General features: G+C 54.9%; 16 protein-coding genes. 15 read left to right on the top strand and 1 reads right to left on the bottom strand.

All coding sequences use genetic code 11. The annotated features are described in order from the left end of the window. Positions 1-26 precede the first annotated feature (26 nt). Entirely contained in the window at positions 27-1,241 is a 1,215-nt protein-coding gene (alaA, locus tag J1G48_RS07005) for an alanine transaminase AlaA (RefSeq protein WP_000074540.1), read from the bottom strand. 931 nt (positions 1,242-2,172) lie between these two features. On the opposite strand from alaA, the gene lrhA reads away from it, so the two are divergent. The 15 genes from lrhA (at position 2,173) to nuoN (ending at position 18,882) form a co-directional block, all read left to right on the top strand. Further along, on the top strand, positions 2,173-3,111 hold the full coding sequence (gene lrhA / locus J1G48_RS07010) for a transcriptional regulator LrhA (RefSeq protein WP_000606288.1): 939 nt from the start codon (positions 2,173-2,175) through the stop codon (positions 3,109-3,111). 79 nt (positions 3,112-3,190) lie between these two features. After that, a complete protein-coding gene (locus J1G48_RS07015) occupies positions 3,191-3,343 on the top strand; it encodes a hypothetical protein (protein ID WP_001121022.1) in 153 nt (50 codons plus the stop codon). Positions 3,344-3,737: 394 nt separating this feature from the next. After that, positions 3,738-4,181, top strand: a complete 444-nt coding sequence (gene nuoA, locus J1G48_RS07020) for an NADH-quinone oxidoreductase subunit NuoA (RefSeq protein WP_000062993.1) — start codon at positions 3,738-3,740, stop codon at positions 4,179-4,181. 15 nt (positions 4,182-4,196) lie between these two features. Further along, positions 4,197-4,859 carry an NADH-quinone oxidoreductase subunit NuoB gene (nuoB, locus tag J1G48_RS07025; RefSeq protein ID WP_000386728.1) on the top strand — a complete coding sequence of 221 codons (663 nt, stop codon included), beginning with the start codon at positions 4,197-4,199 and terminating at the stop codon, positions 4,857-4,859. Between the two features lie 86 nt (positions 4,860-4,945). Next, positions 4,946-6,748, top strand: coding sequence for an NADH-quinone oxidoreductase subunit C/D (nuoC, locus tag J1G48_RS07030; RefSeq protein ID WP_000247855.1), 1,803 nt, complete (start codon positions 4,946-4,948; stop codon positions 6,746-6,748). 2 nt (positions 6,749-6,750) lie between these two features. Beyond that, positions 6,751-7,251, top strand: coding sequence for an NADH-quinone oxidoreductase subunit NuoE (nuoE, locus tag J1G48_RS07035; RefSeq protein ID WP_000545038.1), 501 nt, complete (start codon positions 6,751-6,753; stop codon positions 7,249-7,251). Beyond that, positions 7,248-8,585 (top strand): NADH-quinone oxidoreductase subunit NuoF, encoded by a 1,338-nt coding sequence (gene nuoF, locus J1G48_RS07040; protein ID WP_000800048.1) that lies wholly within the window; start codon positions 7,248-7,250, stop codon positions 8,583-8,585. The genes nuoE and nuoF overlap by 4 nt, the downstream gene beginning before the upstream one ends. A gap of 30 nt (positions 8,586-8,615) precedes the next feature. After that, the gene (nuoG, locus tag J1G48_RS07045; RefSeq protein WP_001518099.1) at positions 8,616-11,342 is read left to right on the top strand and encodes an NADH-quinone oxidoreductase subunit NuoG; all 2,727 of its coding nucleotides are present in this window, start codon (positions 8,616-8,618) and stop codon (positions 11,340-11,342) included. Then, a complete protein-coding gene (gene nuoH, locus J1G48_RS07050; RefSeq protein ID WP_000118515.1) occupies positions 11,339-12,316 on the top strand; it encodes an NADH-quinone oxidoreductase subunit NuoH in 978 nt (325 codons plus the stop codon). Before nuoG ends, nuoH begins: the two co-directional genes overlap by 4 nt. A 14-nt stretch (positions 12,317-12,330) precedes the next feature. Continuing rightward, positions 12,331-12,873 carry an NADH-quinone oxidoreductase subunit NuoI gene (gene nuoI, locus J1G48_RS07055; RefSeq protein ID WP_000172747.1) on the top strand — a complete coding sequence of 181 codons (543 nt, stop codon included), beginning with the start codon at positions 12,331-12,333 and terminating at the stop codon, positions 12,871-12,873. A gap of 10 nt (positions 12,874-12,883) precedes the next feature. After that, positions 12,884-13,438, top strand: coding sequence for an NADH-quinone oxidoreductase subunit J (nuoJ, locus tag J1G48_RS07060; RefSeq protein ID WP_000393522.1), 555 nt, complete (start codon positions 12,884-12,886; stop codon positions 13,436-13,438). After that, a complete protein-coding gene (gene nuoK, locus J1G48_RS07065; protein ID WP_000612687.1) occupies positions 13,435-13,737 on the top strand; it encodes an NADH-quinone oxidoreductase subunit NuoK in 303 nt (100 codons plus the stop codon). Before nuoJ ends, nuoK begins: the two co-directional genes overlap by 4 nt. Then, positions 13,734-15,575, top strand: a complete 1,842-nt coding sequence (gene nuoL, locus J1G48_RS07070) for an NADH-quinone oxidoreductase subunit L (protein ID WP_001056568.1) — start codon at positions 13,734-13,736, stop codon at positions 15,573-15,575. The genes nuoK and nuoL overlap by 4 nt, the downstream gene beginning before the upstream one ends. A gap of 313 nt (positions 15,576-15,888) precedes the next feature. Next, complete coding sequence (gene nuoM, locus J1G48_RS07075) at positions 15,889-17,418, top strand: NADH-quinone oxidoreductase subunit M (protein ID WP_000926428.1); 1,530 nt, start codon at positions 15,889-15,891, stop codon at positions 17,416-17,418. 6 nt (positions 17,419-17,424) lie between these two features. Further along, a complete protein-coding gene (gene nuoN / locus J1G48_RS07080) occupies positions 17,425-18,882 on the top strand; it encodes an NADH-quinone oxidoreductase subunit NuoN (protein WP_187787668.1) in 1,458 nt (485 codons plus the stop codon). Positions 18,883-19,026: the final 144 nt, after the last annotated feature.

A 19,026-nucleotide genomic window follows, 5' to 3' on the forward strand; every position in this document is an offset into this window, starting at 1 on the left:
GCTACCGAAGTAGCCTGAATTTAAGATTATTGATGGTAACCTGAGAGGAAACGCCCAAAACGGTTGATGGCCATCTCCAGGTCATCTTCACGCGGTAGCGTCACAATGCGGAAGTGATCCGGCCACGGCCAGTTAAAGGCGGTACCTTGCACCAGCAGCACCTTTTCCTGTAGCAGGAAGTCCAGCACCATCTTCTGGTCGTCGTGAATATTAAAACGTTTAGCGTCGATCCTGGGGAACATGTACAACGCGCCGCGCGGTTTTACGCAGGAAACGCCGGGGATATCGTTAATCAACTCCCAGGCGCGGTTACGCTGTTCATACAGTCGACCGCCCGGCAGAATAAATTCGCTAATGCTTTGATAGCCGCCGAGCGCGGTCTGAATAGCATGTTGCGCCGGGACGTTGGCGCACAGGCGCATTGAGGCTAACATCTCCAGCCCTTCAATATAGCCCTTCGCATGTTTTTTCGGCCCGTTCAGCACCATCCAGCCCTGGCGGAAGCCGGCGACGCGATAGGTTTTAGACAACCCATTAAAGGTGATGGTCAGCAGATCAGGTGCCAGTGCGGCGATAGAGTGATGCTCGGCATCGTCATAGAGAATCTTGTCATAAATTTCATCGGCGAAGATGATGAGATTATGCTCGCGCGCAATGTTGACAATTTCCATCAACAATTCTTTAGAATAGACGGCGCCAGTAGGGTTGTTTGGATTAATAATGACAATACCACGCGTACGTGGGGTGATTTTGGCGCGGATATCGTCAAGGTCCGGGAACCAGTCGGAAGATTCATCGCAAAGATAATGTACCGCCTTGCCGCTGGAGAGCGATACCGCCGCTGTCCATAACGGATAATCGGGCGCGGGAACCAGCATTTCATCGCCACTGTTAAGCAACGCCTGCATCGCCTGAACGATCAGCTCGGAAACGCCGTTACCGATATAGATATCTTCCACGGTTACATCGCGCATTCCACGGGCCTGATAATGTTGCATAATCGCTTTACGGGCAGAATAAAGCCCTTTCGAGTCGCAATATCCTTGCGCCGTCGGCAAATTACGAATGACATCGACCAGAATTTCGTCCGGCGCTTCGAATCCGAAGGGGGCGGGGTTGCCGATATTCAGTTTAAGAACTTTATTACCTTCTTCCTCAAGGCGTTTCGCTTCTTTCAGAACGGGGCCACGAATGTCATAACAGACATTTTCGAGTTTGCTGGATTTTTCAATGGGGGACATGAATCTTGACCTTTTAGCTGTTATTGCCACTCCCTGCCGTGGAAGTCAGCACGAAACAATGTACTCCCACGACGGTGAGTTTTGAAGAGTGAACAGAAGAAGATTTTGTTTATTTTTAACGCGCTTTCGTGCTGTTTAAAACTTCATAAAATCATTTGGTTAGATGTATTTTCTATTTTTGTTTGTATGTATAGTGTTTTATTCTATGTGATTGCGCGTAATGTGGTTTTTTATGTTGTCAGAAATTATCTGTTTTATGAGAGATAAGCATTCATCATTAGTGTCGCGTCGGCTATTTCGGAAATACTGAGTATTAAAGGTAAAATGAGAAGGTTAGACCTTTCCGGCGGCGGGGGGTGTGAAACTATTGTTAAGTATAATTAATGAATGGTAGAAATCTTAATTAATTATTATTTAATATTTAAAAAGCATTTACTAAAGTCGTAATAATATCTTTCTGGTCCGATTAGTATAACATATCCCAGGTTAAGATTATTCGTAATAATACTTATAAATATAGCGGTTTTAGGTTAAGATAATGATCCGAAACGGGGGCGTAGTCTGCGTTGTCTGCTAATTATCATGACGCGATTTTATACATAACCTATTGTTCAATATATTGTTTTTGTATCTGTGCGTCTCGGTAAACTATTTGACGCTGTTACAAGATTTACACGTCCATCATTAGCAGAAATCTGTAGACGCCTAAAGGTATGACACATTCTCTTTGATATATCCAGATCGGTTGCATTTGGTATTATATCAGTAAGTAAGAGAAGTGTTTTGGTCGTATTTTCAATTACATTCTAACATTTACCTGGGTAACCAGGCGGTACTGCGAAGGATGCACATTACAAATGGAATTGCTTGTTTCTGAATGCACAGCATTAACCAGGTCAGCCCGATATGACCCGCCAGTAAGTGAAAAATTATGATAAATGCAAATCGTCCGATAATTAACCTCGATCTCGATCTGCTGAGAACGTTCGTGGCCGTTGCCGATCTGAACACCTTCGCCGCGGCGGCGGCGGCGGTATGTCGTACTCAGTCTGCGGTCAGTCAGCAAATGCAGCGTCTTGAGCAACTCGTGGGAAAGGAATTGTTCGCCCGCCATGGTCGTAACAAACTTTTGACCGAACACGGTATCCAGCTTCTGGGGTACGCCAGAAAAATCCTGCGTTTTAATGATGAGGCGTGTTCATCATTAATGTTCAGTAATCTTCAGGGAGTGTTAACAATCGGCGCTTCTGATGAATCAGCTGATACTATCCTGCCTTTTTTGCTTAGCCGAATCAGCTCGGTTTATCCGAAACTCGCGCTTGATGTACGGGTAAAACGCAACGCCTATATGGTGGACATGGTTAAATCGCAGGAAGTAGATTTGGTGGTGACGACTAACCAACCTCATTCGCTGGACTGTCTGAATTTGCGGACCTCGCCCACCCATTGGTATTGTGCGGCTGAGTATGTTTTGCAAAGGGGAGAGCCCGTACCACTAGTCCTGCTGGACGATCCCAGTCCATTCCGCGATATGGTGCTGGAGACGCTAAATGCAGCGGGTATTCCCTGGCGGCTGGCCTATGTGGCGTCTACATTACCGGCGGTACGCGCGGCCGTTAAAGCCGGTCTTGGCGTAACGGCTCGACCTGTCGAAATGATGAGTCCCGACCTTCGCGTGCTGGGCGCCGCAGACGGATTACCGCCTTTGCCGGATACGGAATATCTGTTGTGCCGCGATCCCAATAGCCAGAACGAGCTGGCGATGGTGATTTTCCATGCGATGGAAAGCTATCAAAACCCATGGCATTACAACCAGTTTTCTGCAGAGGGCGGAGATGATCCGCTGATGGTGGAAGGGGGTTTTGAGTAGCTCGCAGGCAAAAGGCGCTAAGTCGTAAATGTAAAAAAGAGCCGCTGGCGATGAAAAAACGCTCAGTGGCTCTTTTTTTGTGCCCATCTGTACGCGCTTAACCGCACAAATTGTAAAAGTTGCGGTAAATCAGCCAGTAGCGATTCGCAGTTCAATGTGGGTAAAAAATAACCAGAACATCCATTTTATGAATTTGCATGTTAAAAAACTAGAGAAATTGTTGCTGTTTTAGGGGGTGAATTAACAAAAGCGTGTCACAGATCAAGAAAATACTCCCATTTAGGGGGAGGCATCTTCACAAATTCCTGTCAAAATAGGTGTGTGTTATTTCTTTTGCTTCACAACGGACACGATTCAACAACATAAAATCCCCCCTGGTCGAAGAGTCATTTTCTCCAGGATGGCACTTAATGTTAATGATGATGAATTGATGTAAATTAATGTGAAGGAACTTTTGTTAAAGTTGACAAAAGGTTATAGAAAGGAGTAAAAAACCACATCAATTAGCTGTTTTTATCATTTTCTACAGTAATTGTAGGGTTTTTTTTATTCCTCCCCATGAATCGATGTGGCGTCCATCTGCCGTAAAGAGCAGAGGAACTGGCGCTACTTTTGATGAGTAAGCAATGAGTATGTCAACATCCACTGAAGTCATCGCTCATCACTGGGCATTCGCTATCTTTCTTATCGTTGCCATTGGCCTGTGCTGCCTGATGCTGGTAGGCGGTTGGTTTTTGGGCGGTCGCGCACGCGCGAGGCACAAGAACGTTCCGTTTGAATCAGGTATCGACTCGGTCGGCACCGCCCGCTTACGCCTGTCTGCCAAGTTTTACCTGGTAGCCATGTTCTTCGTTATCTTCGACGTTGAAGCGCTGTATCTGTTCGCATGGTCGACTTCTATCCGCGAAAGCGGCTGGGTTGGCTTTGTGGAAGCTGCAATTTTTATTTTTGTGTTACTGGCTGGTCTGGTTTATCTGGCGCGTATTGGCGCGTTGGACTGGACGCCCGCGCGTTCACGCCGCGAGCGTATGAACCCGGAAACGAACAGTATCGCTAATCGTCAACGCTAACCGCGAGGCATTAAGATGGATTATACGCTCACCCGCATAGATCCTAACGGTGAGAATGACCGTTACCCCCTGCAAAAACAGGAGATCGTAACCGACCCCCTGGAGCAGGAAGTTAACAAAAACGTGTTCATGGGCAAACTGCATGACATGGTTAACTGGGGCCGTAAAAACTCAATTTGGCCCTACAACTTCGGCCTTTCTTGCTGCTATGTAGAGATGGTGACCTCTTTTACCGCAGTGCATGACGTTGCCCGTTTCGGCGCGGAAGTGCTGCGTGCGTCGCCACGTCAGGCTGACCTGATGGTGGTGGCCGGGACCTGCTTTACCAAAATGGCCCCGGTTATTCAGCGTCTGTATGACCAAATGCTGGAGCCAAAATGGGTCATTTCTATGGGCGCCTGCGCCAACTCCGGCGGCATGTACGATATTTATTCGGTAGTGCAGGGCGTTGATAAGTTCATCCCGGTGGATGTGTATATCCCTGGCTGTCCGCCGCGTCCGGAAGCGTATATGCAGGCGTTGATGCTGCTGCAAGAATCGATTGGCAAAGAGCGCCGTCCGCTCTCATGGGTGGTGGGCGATCAGGGCGTGTATCGCGCCAATATGCAGCCAGAACGCGAACGTAAACGCGGCGAGCGTATTGCCGTCACGAACCTGCGTACCCCGGACGAGATTTAATTTGCGCCTGTCGGCAGCAGCACTTCACTTCGCTAACCACTATTTTAATAGCGCGAAGCACTGCCGACCACCACGGACCATTTGCAATGGTGAACAATATGACCGACTTAACCGCGCAAGACGCTGCATGGAGTACCCGCGATCATCTTGATGATCCGGTTATCGGCGAACTGCGCAACCGTTTTGGGCCGGATGCCTTTACCGTTCAGGCGACCCGCACCGGTATCCCCGTTGTTTGGGTCAAGCGTGAACAACTACTGGAGGTTGGCGATTTCTTAAAGAAACTGCCGAAACCTTACGTCATGCTGTTTGACTTACACGGCATGGATGAACGCCTGCGTACGCACCGTGACGGGTTACCCGCCGCGGATTTTTCCGTTTTCTACCACCTGATTTCCATTGAGCGTAATCGCGATATCATGCTCAAGGTGGCGTTGTCTGAAAACGACCTGCGCGTGCCGACCTTCACTAAACTTTTCCCTAACGCCAACTGGTACGAGCGTGAGACCTGGGAGATGTTTGGTATTGATATCGAAGGCCACCCGCACCTGACGCGCATCATGATGCCGCAAACCTGGGAAGGCCATCCGCTGCGTAAAGATTATCCGGCGCGCGCGACCGAATTCGACCCGTTTGAGCTGACCAAAGCCAAGCAGGATCTGGAAATGGAAGCGCTGACCTTTAAGCCGGAAGACTGGGGGATGAAGCGCGGGACTGACAACGAGGACTTTATGTTCCTCAACCTCGGCCCGAACCACCCGTCTGCGCACGGTGCGTTTCGTATTATCCTGCAACTTGACGGTGAAGAAATCGTCGACTGCGTGCCGGATATCGGCTATCACCACCGCGGCGCCGAAAAAATGGGCGAGCGACAGTCCTGGCATAGCTACATTCCCTATACCGACCGTATCGAATACCTCGGTGGTTGCGTCAATGAAATGCCGTACGTGCTGGCGGTAGAAAAGTTGGCAGGGATCACCGTCCCGGATCGTGTGAACGTCATCCGCGTGATGCTCTCCGAACTGTTCCGCATTAACAGTCATCTGCTGTACATCTCGACCTTTATTCAGGACGTCGGCGCGATGACGCCGGTCTTCTTTGCCTTTACCGACCGGCAGAAAATTTATGACCTGGTGGAAGCCATTACCGGTTTCCGTATGCACCCGGCCTGGTTCCGTATCGGCGGCGTCGCGCACGACTTGCCGCGCGGTTGGGATCGCCTGCTGCGAGAGTTCCTTGAGTGGATGCCGAAGCGTCTGGATTCTTACGAGAAAGCCGCGCTGCGTAACACTATTCTGAAAGGGCGTTCGCAGGGCGTTGCCGCTTACGGCGCGAAAGAGGCGCTGGAGTGGGGCACCACCGGCGCAGGGCTGCGCGCGACCGGGATCGACTTCGACGTACGTAAATGGCGTCCATACTCTGGCTACGAAAACTTTGACTTTGAAGTGCCGGTGGGCGGCGGCGTTTCCGACTGCTATACCCGCGTGATGCTGAAAGTGGAAGAGCTGCGCCAGAGTCTGCGCATTCTTCAGCAGTGCCTCGATAACATGCCGGAAGGGCCGTTCAAAGCGGATCACCCGCTGACCACGCCGCCGCCGAAAGAGCGCACGCTGCAACATATCGAAACCCTGATCACCCACTTCCTGCAGGTCTCCTGGGGCCCGGTGATGCCGGCGCAGGAGTCCTTCCAGATGGTGGAAGCGACGAAGGGGATTAACAGTTACTACCTGACCAGCGACGGCAGCACTATGAGCTACCGTACCCGCGTGCGCACGCCGAGCTTTGCGCACCTGCAGCAGATTCCCTCGGCGATCCGCGGTAGCCTGGTCTCCGACCTGATTGTCTATCTGGGTAGTATCGATTTTGTTATGTCAGATGTGGACCGCTAATTATGCACGAGAATCAACAACCACAAACCGAGGCTTTTGAGCTGAGTGCGGCAGAGCGTGAAGCGATAGAGCACGAGAAGCACCACTACGAAGACCCGCGTGCGGCGTCCATTGAAGCGCTGAAAATCGTTCAGAAGCAGCGTGGCTGGGTGCCGGACGGCGCGATCTACGCTATTGCCGATGTGCTGGGTATTCCGGCGAGCGACGTCGAAGGCGTCGCCACATTCTACAGCCAGATTTTCCGTCAGCCGGTCGGTCGCCACGTGATTCGCTACTGCGACAGCGTGGTGTGCCATATCACCGGCTATCAGGGGATTCAGGCCGCGCTGGAAAAAAATCTCAACATCAAACCGGGGCAGACGACCTTTGATGGTCGCTTTACGCTGCTGCCGACCTGCTGCCTGGGGAATTGCGATAAAGGGCCGAACATGATGATTGATGAGGATACTCACAGCCATCTGACCCCGGAAGCCATTCCTGAACTACTGGAGCGGTATAAATGAAAAACGTTATCCGTACTCCCGAAACCCATCCGCTGACCTGGCGTCTGCGCGATGACAAACAGCCGGTCTGGCTGGATGAATATCGTAGCAAAAACGGCTACGAAGGCGCGCGTAAGGCGCTGACCGGCCTGTCTCCGGATGAAATCGTCAGCCAGGTAAAAGACGCCGGTCTGAAAGGGCGCGGCGGCGCGGGCTTTTCCACCGGTCTGAAGTGGAGCCTGATGCCGAAAGATGAATCCATGAACATCCGTTACCTGCTGTGTAACGCCGATGAAATGGAGCCGGGCACCTATAAAGACCGTCTGCTGATGGAACAACTGCCGCACCTGCTGGTGGAAGGCATGCTGATCTCCGCGTTCGCGCTGAAAGCGTATCGCGGCTACATCTTCCTGCGCGGCGAATATATCGAAGCGGCTGTACATTTGCGCCGTGCGATTGCTGAAGCCACCGAGGCCGGGCTGCTTGGCAAAAATATCATGGGCACCGGGTTCGACTTTGAACTGTTTGTCCACACCGGGGCAGGGCGTTACATCTGTGGTGAAGAAACGGCGCTGATTAACTCCCTCGAAGGCCGCCGCGCGAACCCACGCTCCAAGCCGCCCTTCCCGGCGACCTCCGGCGTATGGGGCAAACCGACCTGTGTGAATAACGTCGAAACGTTGTGCAACGTCCCGGCAATCCTCGCCAACGGCGTGGAGTGGTACCAGAACATCTCGAAAAGCAAAGATGCGGGTACCAAGCTGATGGGCTTCTCAGGCCGCGTGAAGAATCCGGGCCTGTGGGAATTACCGTTCGGCACCACCGCGCGCGAGATCCTCGAAGACTACGCGGGCGGTATGCGCGATGGCCTGAAATTCAAAGCCTGGCAGCCTGGCGGGGCGGGAACCGACTTCCTGACCGAGGCGCATCTTGACCTGCCGATGGAGTTCGAAAGCATCGGTAAAGCAGGCAGCCGTCTGGGCACCGCGCTGGCGATGGCGGTAGACCACGAAATCGGCATGGTGTCGCTGGTGCGTAACCTGGAAGAGTTCTTTGCCCGCGAATCCTGCGGCTGGTGTACGCCATGCCGCGACGGGCTGCCGTGGAGCGTGAAAATTCTGCGCGCGCTGGAGCGTGGCGAAGGCCAGCCGGGGGATATCGAGACACTTGAGCAACTGTGTCGTTTCCTCGGACCGGGTAAAACCTTCTGCGCGCATGCGCCGGGCGCGGTTGAGCCACTGCAAAGCGCAATTAAGTATTTCCGCGAAGAATTCGAAGCTGGCATCAAGCAGCCGTTCAGCAATACCCATTTAATCAATGGTATTCAGCCGAACCTGCTCAAAGAGCGCTGGTGAGTTAACGATTTTTAATTTGGAAGCATGCTAATGGCTACGATTCATGTAGACGGCAAAGAATACGAGGTCAACGGCGCGGACAACCTGCTACAGGCATGTCTGTCCCTCGGCCTTGATATTCCGTATTTTTGCTGGCACCCGGCGCTGGGAAGCGTCGGTGCTTGCCGCCAGTGTGCGGTGAAGCAATACCAAAACGCGGAAGATACGCGTGGTCGCCTGGTGATGTCCTGTATGACGCCAGCCACCGACGGTACCTTTATCTCTATTGACGACGAAGAAGCGAAACAGTTCCGTGAAAGCGTGGTGGAGTGGCTGATGACTAACCACCCGCACGACTGTCCGGTCTGTGAAGAGGGCGGTAACTGCCATCTTCAGGATATGACCGTGATGACGGGTCACAGTTTCCGTCGCTACCGTTTCACCAAACGTACCCACCGCAACCAGGATCTGGGGCCGTTCATCTCTCACGAAATGAACCGCTGCATCGCCTGCTACCGTTGTGTGCGTTACTACAAAGATTATGCCGACGGCACCGATCTGGGCGTCTATGGCGCGCATGACAACGTCTACTTCGGGCGTCCGGAAGACGGTACGCTGGAAAGCGAATTCTCCGGTAACCTGGTCGAGATTTGCCCGACCGGCGTCTTCACCGATAAAACGCACTCCGAGCGTTACAACCGTAAATGGGACATGCAGTTTGCGCCGAGCATCTGCCAGCAGTGTTCCATCGGCTGTAACATCAGCCCGGGCGAGCGCTATGGCGAATTACGCCGTATCGAAAACCGTTACAACGGTACCGTTAACCACTACTTCCTCTGCGACCGCGGTCGTTTCGGCTATGGCTATGTGAACCTGAAAGACCGTCCGCGTCAGCCGGTTCAGCGCCGTGGCGACGACTTCATCACCCTCAACGCCGAGCAGGCGATGCAGGGCGCGGCGGATATTCTGCGCCAGTCGAAGAAAGTGATCGGTATCGGTTCGCCACGCGCCAGCATTGAGAGCAACTTTGCGCTGCGTGAACTGGTTGGTGCGGAAAACTTCTACACCGGTATCGCGCGCGGCGAGCAGGAACGTCTGCAACTGGCGCTGAAAGTGCTGCGTGAAGGCGGCATTTACACCCCGGCGCTGCGGGAAATCGAATCTTATGACGCGGTACTGGTCTTGGGCGAAGACGTTACCCAGACCGGCGCGCGCGTTGCGCTGGCGGTACGTCAGGCGGTGAAAGGTAAAGCGCGTGAAATGGCGGCGGCGCAGAAAGTGGCCGACTGGCAGATTGCGGCCATCCTTAACATCGGCCAGCGTGCCAAACATCCGCTGTTCGTGACCAACGTGGACGACACCCGTCTGGATGATATCGCCGCCTGGACCTATCGCGCGCCGGTGGAAGATCAGGCGCGCCTGGGCTTTGCGATTGCCCATGCGCTGGACAATACAGCGCCTGCGGTTGACGGTATCGACAGCGACTTGCAAAACAAAATTGATGTCATTGTGCAGGCGTTGGCCGGCGCGAAAAAACCGCTGATTATCTCCGGCACTAACGCCGGTAGCAGTGAGGTGATTCAGGCGGCCGCCAACGTGGCGAAAGCGCTGAAAGGCCGTGGCGCCGACGTCGGTATTACTATGATTGCCCGCTCCGTGAACAGCATGGGGCTGGGTATGATGGGAGGCGGTTCGCTTGACGATGCGTTGGGCGAGCTGGAAACCGGCAGCGCGGACGCGGTGGTGGTGCTGGAAAACGATCTCCACCGTCATGCAAGCGCTACGCGCGTGAACGCCGCGCTCGCCAAAGCGCCGCTGGTGATGGTGGTTGACCATCAGCGCACGGCGATTATGGAAAACGCGCATCTGGTGCTTTCCGCGGCAAGCTTCGCCGAAAGCGATGGTACGGTCATCAACAACGAAGGCCGCGCGCAGCGCTTCTTCCAGGTTTATGATCCGGCCTACTACGATAACAAGACGATTATGCTGGAAAGCTGGCGCTGGCTGCATTCGCTGCACAGCACCGTCGAAAACCGCGAAGTGGACTGGACACAGCTTGACCATGTGATCGACGCGGTCATTGCCGCCATGCCGCAATTTGCCGGCATTAAAGACGCCGCGCCGGATGCGACCTTCCGCATTCGTGGGCAGAAGCTGGCGCGCGAACCGCATCGTTACAGCGGTCGTACGGCGATGCGCGCCAATATCAGCGTGCATGAACCACGTCAGCCGCAGGATAAAGACACCATGTTCGCCTTCTCGATGGAAGGGAATAACCAACCGACTGCCCCGCGATCTGAAATTCCGTTCGCCTGGGCGCCGGGCTGGAACTCCCCGCAGGCGTGGAACAAATTCCAGGATGAAGTGGGCGGCAAACTGCGTCACGGCGATCCGGGCGTGCGTTTGATTGAAGCGACTGAGGGCGGTCTGGATTATTTCACTACCGTGCCGGCAAGCTTCCAGGCGCAGGACGGTCAGTGGCGTATTGCGCCGTATTACCACCTGTTTGGCAGCGACGAATTGTCTCAGCGTTCTCCGGTCTTCCAGAGCCGTATGCCGCAGCCGTATATCAAACTTAACCCGGCGGATGCCGCGAAGTTGGGCGTCAATGCCGGGACGCGCGTCTCCTTTAGCTACGATGGCAATACGGTGACGCTGCCGGTTGAAATCTCTGAAGGGTTAGCGGCAGGGCAGGTAGGGCTGCCGATGGGTATGCCTGGCATCGCGCCGGTTCTGGCTGGCGCGCGTCTTGAGGATCTGCGGGAGGCGCAACAATGAGTTGGATTACACCGGATCTGATTGAGATCCTGCTGAGCATTCTCAAAGCGGTGGTGATTCTGCTGGTGGTCGTCACCTGCGGGGCCTTCATGAGCTTTGGCGAACGTCGTCTGCTGGGTCTGTTCCAGAACCGTTATGGACCAAACCGCGTTGGCTGGGGCGGCTCGCTCCAGCTGGTCGCGGATATGATCAAGATGTTCTTTAAAGAAGACTGGATCCCGAAATTCTCGGATCGCGTCATCTTTACCCTGGCGCCGATGATCGCATTTACTTCGCTGCTGCTCTCCTTCGCCATTGTGCCGGTTAGCCCTAATTGGGTGGTGGCCGATTTAAACATCGGGATTTTGTTCTTCCTGATGATGGCCGGTCTGGCGGTTTACGCGGTGCTGTTCGCCGGTTGGTCGAGCAACAACAAATACTCGCTGCTGGGCGCGATGCGCGCGTCTGCCCAAACGGTGAGCTATGAAGTGTTTCTTGGTCTTTCCCTGATGGGCGTGGTGGCGCAGGCCGGTTCATTTAATATGACCGATATCGTCAATAACCAGGCGCATCTGTGGAACGTGATTCCGCAATTCTTTGGGTTTGTTACTTTCGCCATCGCGGGCGTAGCGGTCTGTCACCGTCACCCGTTTGACCAGCCGGAAGCCGAGCAGGAACTGGCGGACGGTTACCACATCGAATATTCCGGTATGAAATTCGGTCTGTTCTTCGTGGGGGAGTACATCGGTATCGTCACCGTTTCCGCGCTGATGGTAACGCTGTTCTTCGGTGGCTGGCATGGCCCGTTCTTACCGCCATTCGTCTGGTTCGCGCTGAAAACCGCGTTCTTCATGATGATGTTCATTTTGATTCGTGCGTCGTTACCGCGTCCGCGTTATGACCAGGTAATGTCCTTCGGCTGGAAAGTTTGCCTGCCGCTGACGCTCATCAACTTGCTGGTAACGGCGGCTGTCATTCTGTGGCAGGCGCAATAAGGGACACAAAGACCATGACCTTAAAAGAATTATTAGTAGGTTTCGGCACTCAGGTACGCAGTATCTGGATGATCGGCCTGCATGCGTTCGCCAAACGCGAAACGCGGATGTATCCGGAAGAGCCGGTCTATTTACCGCCCCGTTACCGTGGCCGTATCGTGCTCACGCGCGACCCGGACGGCGAAGAGCGCTGCGTTGCCTGCAACCTGTGCGCGGTAGCCTGTCCGGTAGGCTGTATCTCTCTGCAAAAAGCGGAGACCAAAGATGGCCGCTGGTATCCGGAATTTTTCCGCATTAACTTCTCACGCTGCATCTTCTGCGGCCTGTGCGAAGAAGCGTGCCCGACCACGGCGATTCAGTTGACCCCGGACTTCGAACTGGGCGAATACAAACGTCAGGATCTGGTGTACGAAAAAGAGGATCTGCTGATTTCCGGTCCGGGCAAATACCCGGAATATAACTTCTACCGGATGGCGGGTATGGCAATCGACGGCAAAGATAAAGGCGAAGCAGAGAACGAAGCCAAGCCTATCGACGTCAAGAGCCTGTTACCGTAAGGAGAGGGCAATGGAATTCGCTTTTTATATCTGTGGCCTGATAGCCATCCTCGCGACCCTGCGAGTGATCACCCATACCAATCCGGTACACGCGCTGTTGTATCTGGTGATATCGCTACTGGCGATTTCCGGGGTGTTCTTTTCGCTGGGCGCTTACTTTGCCGGTGCGCTGGAAATTATCGTCTACGCAGGCGCCATCATGGTGCTGTTTGTGTTCGTGGTGATGATGCTCAACCTCGGCGGCAGCGAAATCGAACAGGAACGCCAGTGGCTGAAGCCGCAGGTGTGGATTGGTCCGGCGGTTTTGTCGGCCATTATGCTGGCGGTCATTGTGTACGCCATTCTGGGCGTTAACGACCAGGGCATCGACGGCACGCCGATTAGCGCGAAAGCGGTGGGCATTACGCTGTTCGGGCCTTATGTTCTGGCGGTCGAACTGGCGTCTATGCTGCTGCTGGCAGGCCTGGTGGTGGCGTTCCACGTCGGTCGTGAAGAGCGTGCGGGCGAAGTGCTAAGCAACCGCGCCGATGACCGCGCGAAAAGAAAAACGGAGGAGCGCGCATGATCCCCTTAACACACGGACTGATCCTCGCTGCGATTTTATTCGTCCTGGGTTTAACCGGTCTGGTTATCCGCCGCAATCTGCTGTTTATGCTGATCGGGCTGGAAATCATGATTAACGCCTCCGCGCTGGCCTTTGTGGTCGCCGGGAGCTACTGGGGCCAGACCGATGGTCAGGTGATGTACATTCTCGCCATCAGCCTTGCGGCTGCGGAAGCGAGTATTGGACTTGCGCTGTTGCTGCAACTCCATCGCCGTCGCCAGAACCTGAACATCGATTCAGTAAGTGAGATGCGTGGATGAACATGCTTGCCTTAACCATTATTCTGCCATTGATTGGCTTTGTACTGCTGGCGTTCTCTCGCGGACGCTGGTCGGAAAATCTCTCCGCGACTATTGGCGTGGGCTCCGTTGGTCTGGCGGCGTTGGTGACAGCGTTTGTCGGGATGGATTTCTTCGCCAACGGCAAACAGGCGTTCAGCCAGCCGCTGTGGACGTGGATGTCGGTCGGTAACTTCAACATCGGTTTTAACCTGGTGCTGGACGGCCTGTCGCTGACTATGCTCTCTGTGGTCACCGGCGTCGGCTTCCTGATCCACATGTTCGCGTCCTGGTACATGCGTGGGGAAGAGGGCTACTCCCGCTTCTTCGCTTATACCAACCTGTTTATCGCCAGCATGGTTGTTCTGGTGCTGTCCGATAACCTGCTGTTGATGTACCTCGGCTGGGAAGGCGTGGGCCTGTGCTCTTATCTGTTGATCGGCTTCTATTACAGCGATCCGAAGAATGGCGCAGCGGCAATGAAAGCCTTCGTGGTGACCCGTGTCGGTGACGTGTTCCTCGCCTTCGCGCTGTTCATTCTCTACAACGAACTGGGCACGCTGAACTTCCGCGAAATGGTCGAGCTGGCGCCAGCGCACTTTGCTGACGGCAACAACATGCTGATGTGGGCGACGCTGATGCTGCTGGGCGGCGCGGTCGGTAAATCTGCGCAGCTACCGTTGCAGACCTGGCTTGCCGACGCGATGGCCGGCCCGACGCCGGTCTCCGCGTTGATCCACGCCGCGACGATGGTTACCGCCGGTGTCTACCTGATTGCACGCACGCATGGCCTGTTCCTGATGACGCCGGAAATTCTGCATCTGGTGGGTATTATCGGGGCGATTACGCTGGCCATGGCGGGTTTCGCCGCGCTGGTGCAGACCGACATCAAACGCGTGCTGGCCTATTCCACCATGAGCCAGATTGGCTACATGTTCCTGGCGCTGGGCGTGCAGGCGTGGGATGCGGCGATTTTCCATCTGATGACCCATGCGTTCTTCAAAGCGCTGCTGTTCCTGGCGTCCGGTTCCGTCATTCTGGCCTGCCATCACGAACAGAACATCTTTAAGATGGGCGGTCTGCGTAAGTCTATTCCGCTGGTGTATGCCTGCTTCCTGGTGGGCGGCGCGGCGCTGTCGGCGCTGCCGCTGGTCACTGCGGGCTTCTTCAGTAAGGATGAGATCCTGGCTGGCGCGATGGCGAACGGTCATATCAATCTGATGGTGGCAGGTCTGGTCGGCGCGTTCATGACCTCCTTGTACACCTTCCGGATGATTTTCATCGTATTCCACGGTAAAGAACAAATTCATGCTCATGCAGGGAAGGGGATTACCCACCATCTGCCGCTGATTGTCCTGATGATTCTGTCTACCTTTGTTGGCGCGCTGATTGTGCCGCCTCTGCAGGGGGGGCTGCCGCAGACAACTGAACTGGCGCATGGTCGTGTGTTGACCCTGGAAATTACCTCTGGCGTAGTGGCGATTGCCGGCATCCTGATTGCCGCATGGCTGTGGCTGGGTAAACGTACGCTGGTGACGTCGATCGCCAACAGCGCGCCGGGCCGTCTGCTGGGCACCTGGTGGTATAACGCCTGGGGCTTTGACTGGCTGTACGACAAAGCATTCGTCAAGCCATTCCTCGGTATCGCCTGGCTGCTGAAGCGCGACCCGCTTAATGCGTTGATGAACATTCCGGCTATCCTTTCCCGTTTTGCAGGCAAAGGCCTGGTACTGAGCGAGAACGGTTATTTGCGCTGGTATGTGGCATCCATGAGCATCGGCGCGGTTGTAGTGCTGGCGCTGTTGATGGTACTGCGTTGAGTTTGTTGGCTGGATGAACGACTGCCGGATGGCGCAGTGCTTATCCGGCCTACAAACCCAAAAATAATTTTTAGAATTCGTTGAAAATCTGTTCCTGAAGTACAGGCGTCATCGGCGAAGTCAGACCGGATACCGCCAGCGCACAGCAACCGGAGCGTACTGAAGTACGTGAGGATGATTCGCGAAGCTCACCCCTACGGGGCCGTCCTTACGGACGTTCAAAACGCGCTGCGTTTTGTGTGAGCACTGGCAGGATTTGGGCTGACGAGTGAGATAGCCTGAGCAGGAGTAAATATAAGGGACATACTTAGCTATGTTATTACCCTGGTTGATATTAATCCCCTTTATCGGCGGCTTTCTGTGCTGGCAGACCGAACGCTTTGGCGTGAAGGTGCCGCGCTGGATAGCGCTGATTACCATGGGGCTGACGCTGGCGCTCGGTCTGCAATTGTGGTTGCAGGGCGGCTACTCACTGACGCAATCCGCCGGTATTCCACAGTGGCAATCTGAATTTGTTCTGCCGTGGATCCCGCGTTTTGGCATCTCTATCCATCTGGCGCTCGACGGACTGTCGCTGCTAATGGTGGTGCTGACCGGCCTGCTCGGCGTTCTGGCGGTGCTTTGCTCCTGGCGAGAAATCGAAAAATATCAGGGCTTCTTCCACCTGAACCTGATGTGGATCTTAGGCGGCGTTATCGGCGTGTTCCTGGCCATCGACATGTTCCTGTTCTTCTTCTTCTGGGAAATGATGCTGGTGCCGATGTACTTCCTGATAGCGCTGTGGGGCCACAAAGCTTCTGACGGGAAAACGCGTATCACGGCGGCGACCAAGTTCTTCATCTACACCCAGGCGAGTGGTCTGGTGATGCTGATTGCCATCCTGGCGCTGGTCTTTGTGCACTACAACGCGACCGGCGTGTGGACCTTCAACTATGAAGAGCTGCTGAATACGCCGATGTCCCACGGTGTGGAATATCTGCTGATGCTGGGCTTCTTCATCGCCTTCGCGGTGAAAATGCCGGTGGTTCCGCTGCATGGCTGGCTGCCGGATGCGCACTCCCAGGCGCCGACCGCCGGTTCCGTCGACCTGGCCGGTATCTTGCTGAAAACCGCCGCTTACGGTCTGCTGCGTTTCTCCCTGCCATTGTTCCCGAACGCGTCGGCGGAGTTTGCGCCTATCGCCATGTGGCTGGGCGTTATCGGCATTTTCTACGGCGCGTGGATGGCCTTTACCCAATACGACATCAAGCGCCTGATTGCCTATACCTCCGTTTCCCACATGGGCTTCGTGCTGATCGCTATCTACACCGGCAGTCAGCTGGCGTACCAGGGCGCGGTGATTCAGATGATTGCACACGGTTTGTCCGCAGCCGGTCTGTTCATTCTGTGCGGCCAGTTGTACGAACGTCTGCATACGCGTGACATGCGTATGATGGGCGGCCTGTGGGGCAAGATGAAGTGGTTGCCTGCGCTGTCCATGTTCTTTGCGGTGGCGACGCTCGGTATGCCGGGCACCGGTAACTTTGTCGGCGAATTTATGATTCTGTTCGGCAGCTACCAGGTGGTGCCGATGATTACCGTGATCTCCACCTTTGGGTTGGTATTCGCCTCTGTATACTCGCTGGCGATGCTGCATCGCGCTTACTTTGGTAAAGCGAAGAGCCAGATTGCCAGCCAGGAACTGCCAGGGATGTCGCTGCGCGAGCTGTTTATCATTCTGTTGCTGGTGGTGCTTCTGGTACTGCTTGGCTTCTATCCGCAGCCGATTCTGGATACCTCGCATTCTGCGATGAGCAACATCCAGCAGTGGTTTGTTAATTCTGTTACTACTACAAGGCCGTAAATCGCCATGACAATAACTCCACAACACCTGATTGCGCTGCTACCGCTGCTGATCGTCGGCTTGACGGTGGTGGTTGTGATGCTCTCCATTGCGTGGCGACGCAATTATTTCCTCAATGCCACGCTGTCGGTCATTGGGCTTAACGCTGCTCTGGTTTCGCTTTGGTTTGTCGGCCAGGCTGGGGCAATGGACGTCACGCCGCTAATGCGCGTTGACGGCTTTGCGATGCTCTACACCGGGCTGGTGCTGCTGGCGAGCCTCGCCACCTGCACCTTTGCCTACCCGTGGCTTGAAGGCTATAACGATAACCAGGAAGAGTTCTACCTGCTGGTGTTAATCGCCAGCCTGGGCGGAATTCTGCTGGCGAACGCCAACCATCTGGCGGCGCTGTTCCTCGGTATTGAACTGATCTCACTGCCGCTGTTCGGCCTGATTGGTTATGCTTTCCGCCAGAAACGCTCGCTGGAAGCCAGTATCAAATACACCATCCTCTCCGCCGCCGCCTCGTCTTTCCTGCTGTTCGGGATGGCGTTGGTGTACGCGCAGTCCGGCAACCTGTCTTTCGAAGCGCTCGGTAAGAGCCTCGGCGATGGTATGCTGCACGAGCCGTTGCTGCTGGCGGGCTTTGGCCTGATGATTGTCGGTCTGGGCTTTAAACTCTCTCTGGTGCCGTTCCACCTGTGGACGCCAGACGTTTACCAGGGCGCGCCTGCGCCGGTTTCCACCTTCCTGGCGACGGCGAGCAAAATCGCTATCTTCGGCGTGGTGATGCGTCTGTTCCTGTATGCGCCGGTAGGCGACAGCGAAGCGGTACGCGTGGTGCTGGGCATTATCGCCTTTGCCTCTATCATCTTCGGTAACCTGATGGCGCTGAGCCAGACCAACATCAAACGTCTGCTCGGTTACTCTTCTATCTCTCACCTCGGCTATCTGCTGGTGGCGCTGATTGCCCTGCAGAGCGGCGAGATGTCGATGGAAGCGGTAGGCGTTTATCTGGCCGGTTATCTGTTCAGCAGCCTCGGCGCGTTTGGCGTGGTCAGCCTGATGTCCAGCCCGTTCCGCGGCCCGGATGCCGACTCCCTGTACTCTTACCGTGGTCTGTTCTGGCACCGTCCGGTTCTTGCCGCGGTGATGACGGTGATGATGCTGTCGCTGGCAGGTATCCCAATGACGCTGGGCTTTATCGGCAAATTCTACGTGCTGGCGGTCGGCGTTCAGGCCAGCCTGTGGTGGCTGGTCGCCGCCGTGGTGGTGGGTTCCGCGATTGGTTTGTACTACTACCTGCGCGTTGCGGTGAGTCTCTACCTGCACGCGCCGCAGCAACCGGGACGCGACGCGCCGACAAACTGGCAGTACAGCGCAGGCGGTATCGTGGTGCTGATCTCCGCGTTGCTGGTGTTGGTACTGGGCGTCTGGCCGCAGCCGCTGATTAGCCTTGTGCAACTGGCGATGCCGCTGATGTAATGCCGCGTTGATGATGTCAATAACCGCCGATTTATCGGCGGTTGAGGCTGATGAGCAATACCTGAGCCTCTAAATGTTGGATTGCATCCAACTTATGAAAACCTGTGACGCATAGAGACCATAGACTCGTTGGGTGAGGCGTAG

This window comes from Salmonella sp. SAL-020, assembly GCF_017372215.1.
GTDB classification, from domain to species: domain Bacteria; phylum Pseudomonadota; class Gammaproteobacteria; order Enterobacterales; family Enterobacteriaceae; genus Salmonella; species Salmonella enterica.

Coding starts and splice junctions, on each gene's coding strand:
- nuoN (WP_187787668.1), top strand. CDS start 17,425: ATGACAATAACTCCACAACACCTGATTGCGCTGCTACCGCTGCTGATC.
- nuoA (WP_000062993.1), top strand. CDS start 3,738: ATGAGTATGTCAACATCCACTGAAGTCATCGCTCATCACTGGGCATTC.
- nuoL (WP_001056568.1), top strand. CDS start 13,734: ATGAACATGCTTGCCTTAACCATTATTCTGCCATTGATTGGCTTTGTA.
- nuoK (WP_000612687.1), top strand. CDS start 13,435: ATGATCCCCTTAACACACGGACTGATCCTCGCTGCGATTTTATTCGTC.
- nuoM (WP_000926428.1), top strand. CDS start 15,889: ATGTTATTACCCTGGTTGATATTAATCCCCTTTATCGGCGGCTTTCTG.
- nuoE (WP_000545038.1), top strand. CDS start 6,751: ATGCACGAGAATCAACAACCACAAACCGAGGCTTTTGAGCTGAGTGCG.
- alaA (WP_000074540.1), bottom strand. CDS start 1,241: ATGTCCCCCATTGAAAAATCCAGCAAACTCGAAAATGTCTGTTATGAC.
- nuoI (WP_000172747.1), top strand. CDS start 12,331: ATGACCTTAAAAGAATTATTAGTAGGTTTCGGCACTCAGGTACGCAGT.
- nuoG (WP_001518099.1), top strand. CDS start 8,616: ATGGCTACGATTCATGTAGACGGCAAAGAATACGAGGTCAACGGCGCG.
- nuoB (WP_000386728.1), top strand. CDS start 4,197: ATGGATTATACGCTCACCCGCATAGATCCTAACGGTGAGAATGACCGT.
- nuoC (WP_000247855.1), top strand. CDS start 4,946: ATGGTGAACAATATGACCGACTTAACCGCGCAAGACGCTGCATGGAGT.
- nuoF (WP_000800048.1), top strand. CDS start 7,248: ATGAAAAACGTTATCCGTACTCCCGAAACCCATCCGCTGACCTGGCGT.
- lrhA (WP_000606288.1), top strand. CDS start 2,173: ATGATAAATGCAAATCGTCCGATAATTAACCTCGATCTCGATCTGCTG.
- nuoH (WP_000118515.1), top strand. CDS start 11,339: ATGAGTTGGATTACACCGGATCTGATTGAGATCCTGCTGAGCATTCTC.
- nuoJ (WP_000393522.1), top strand. CDS start 12,884: ATGGAATTCGCTTTTTATATCTGTGGCCTGATAGCCATCCTCGCGACC.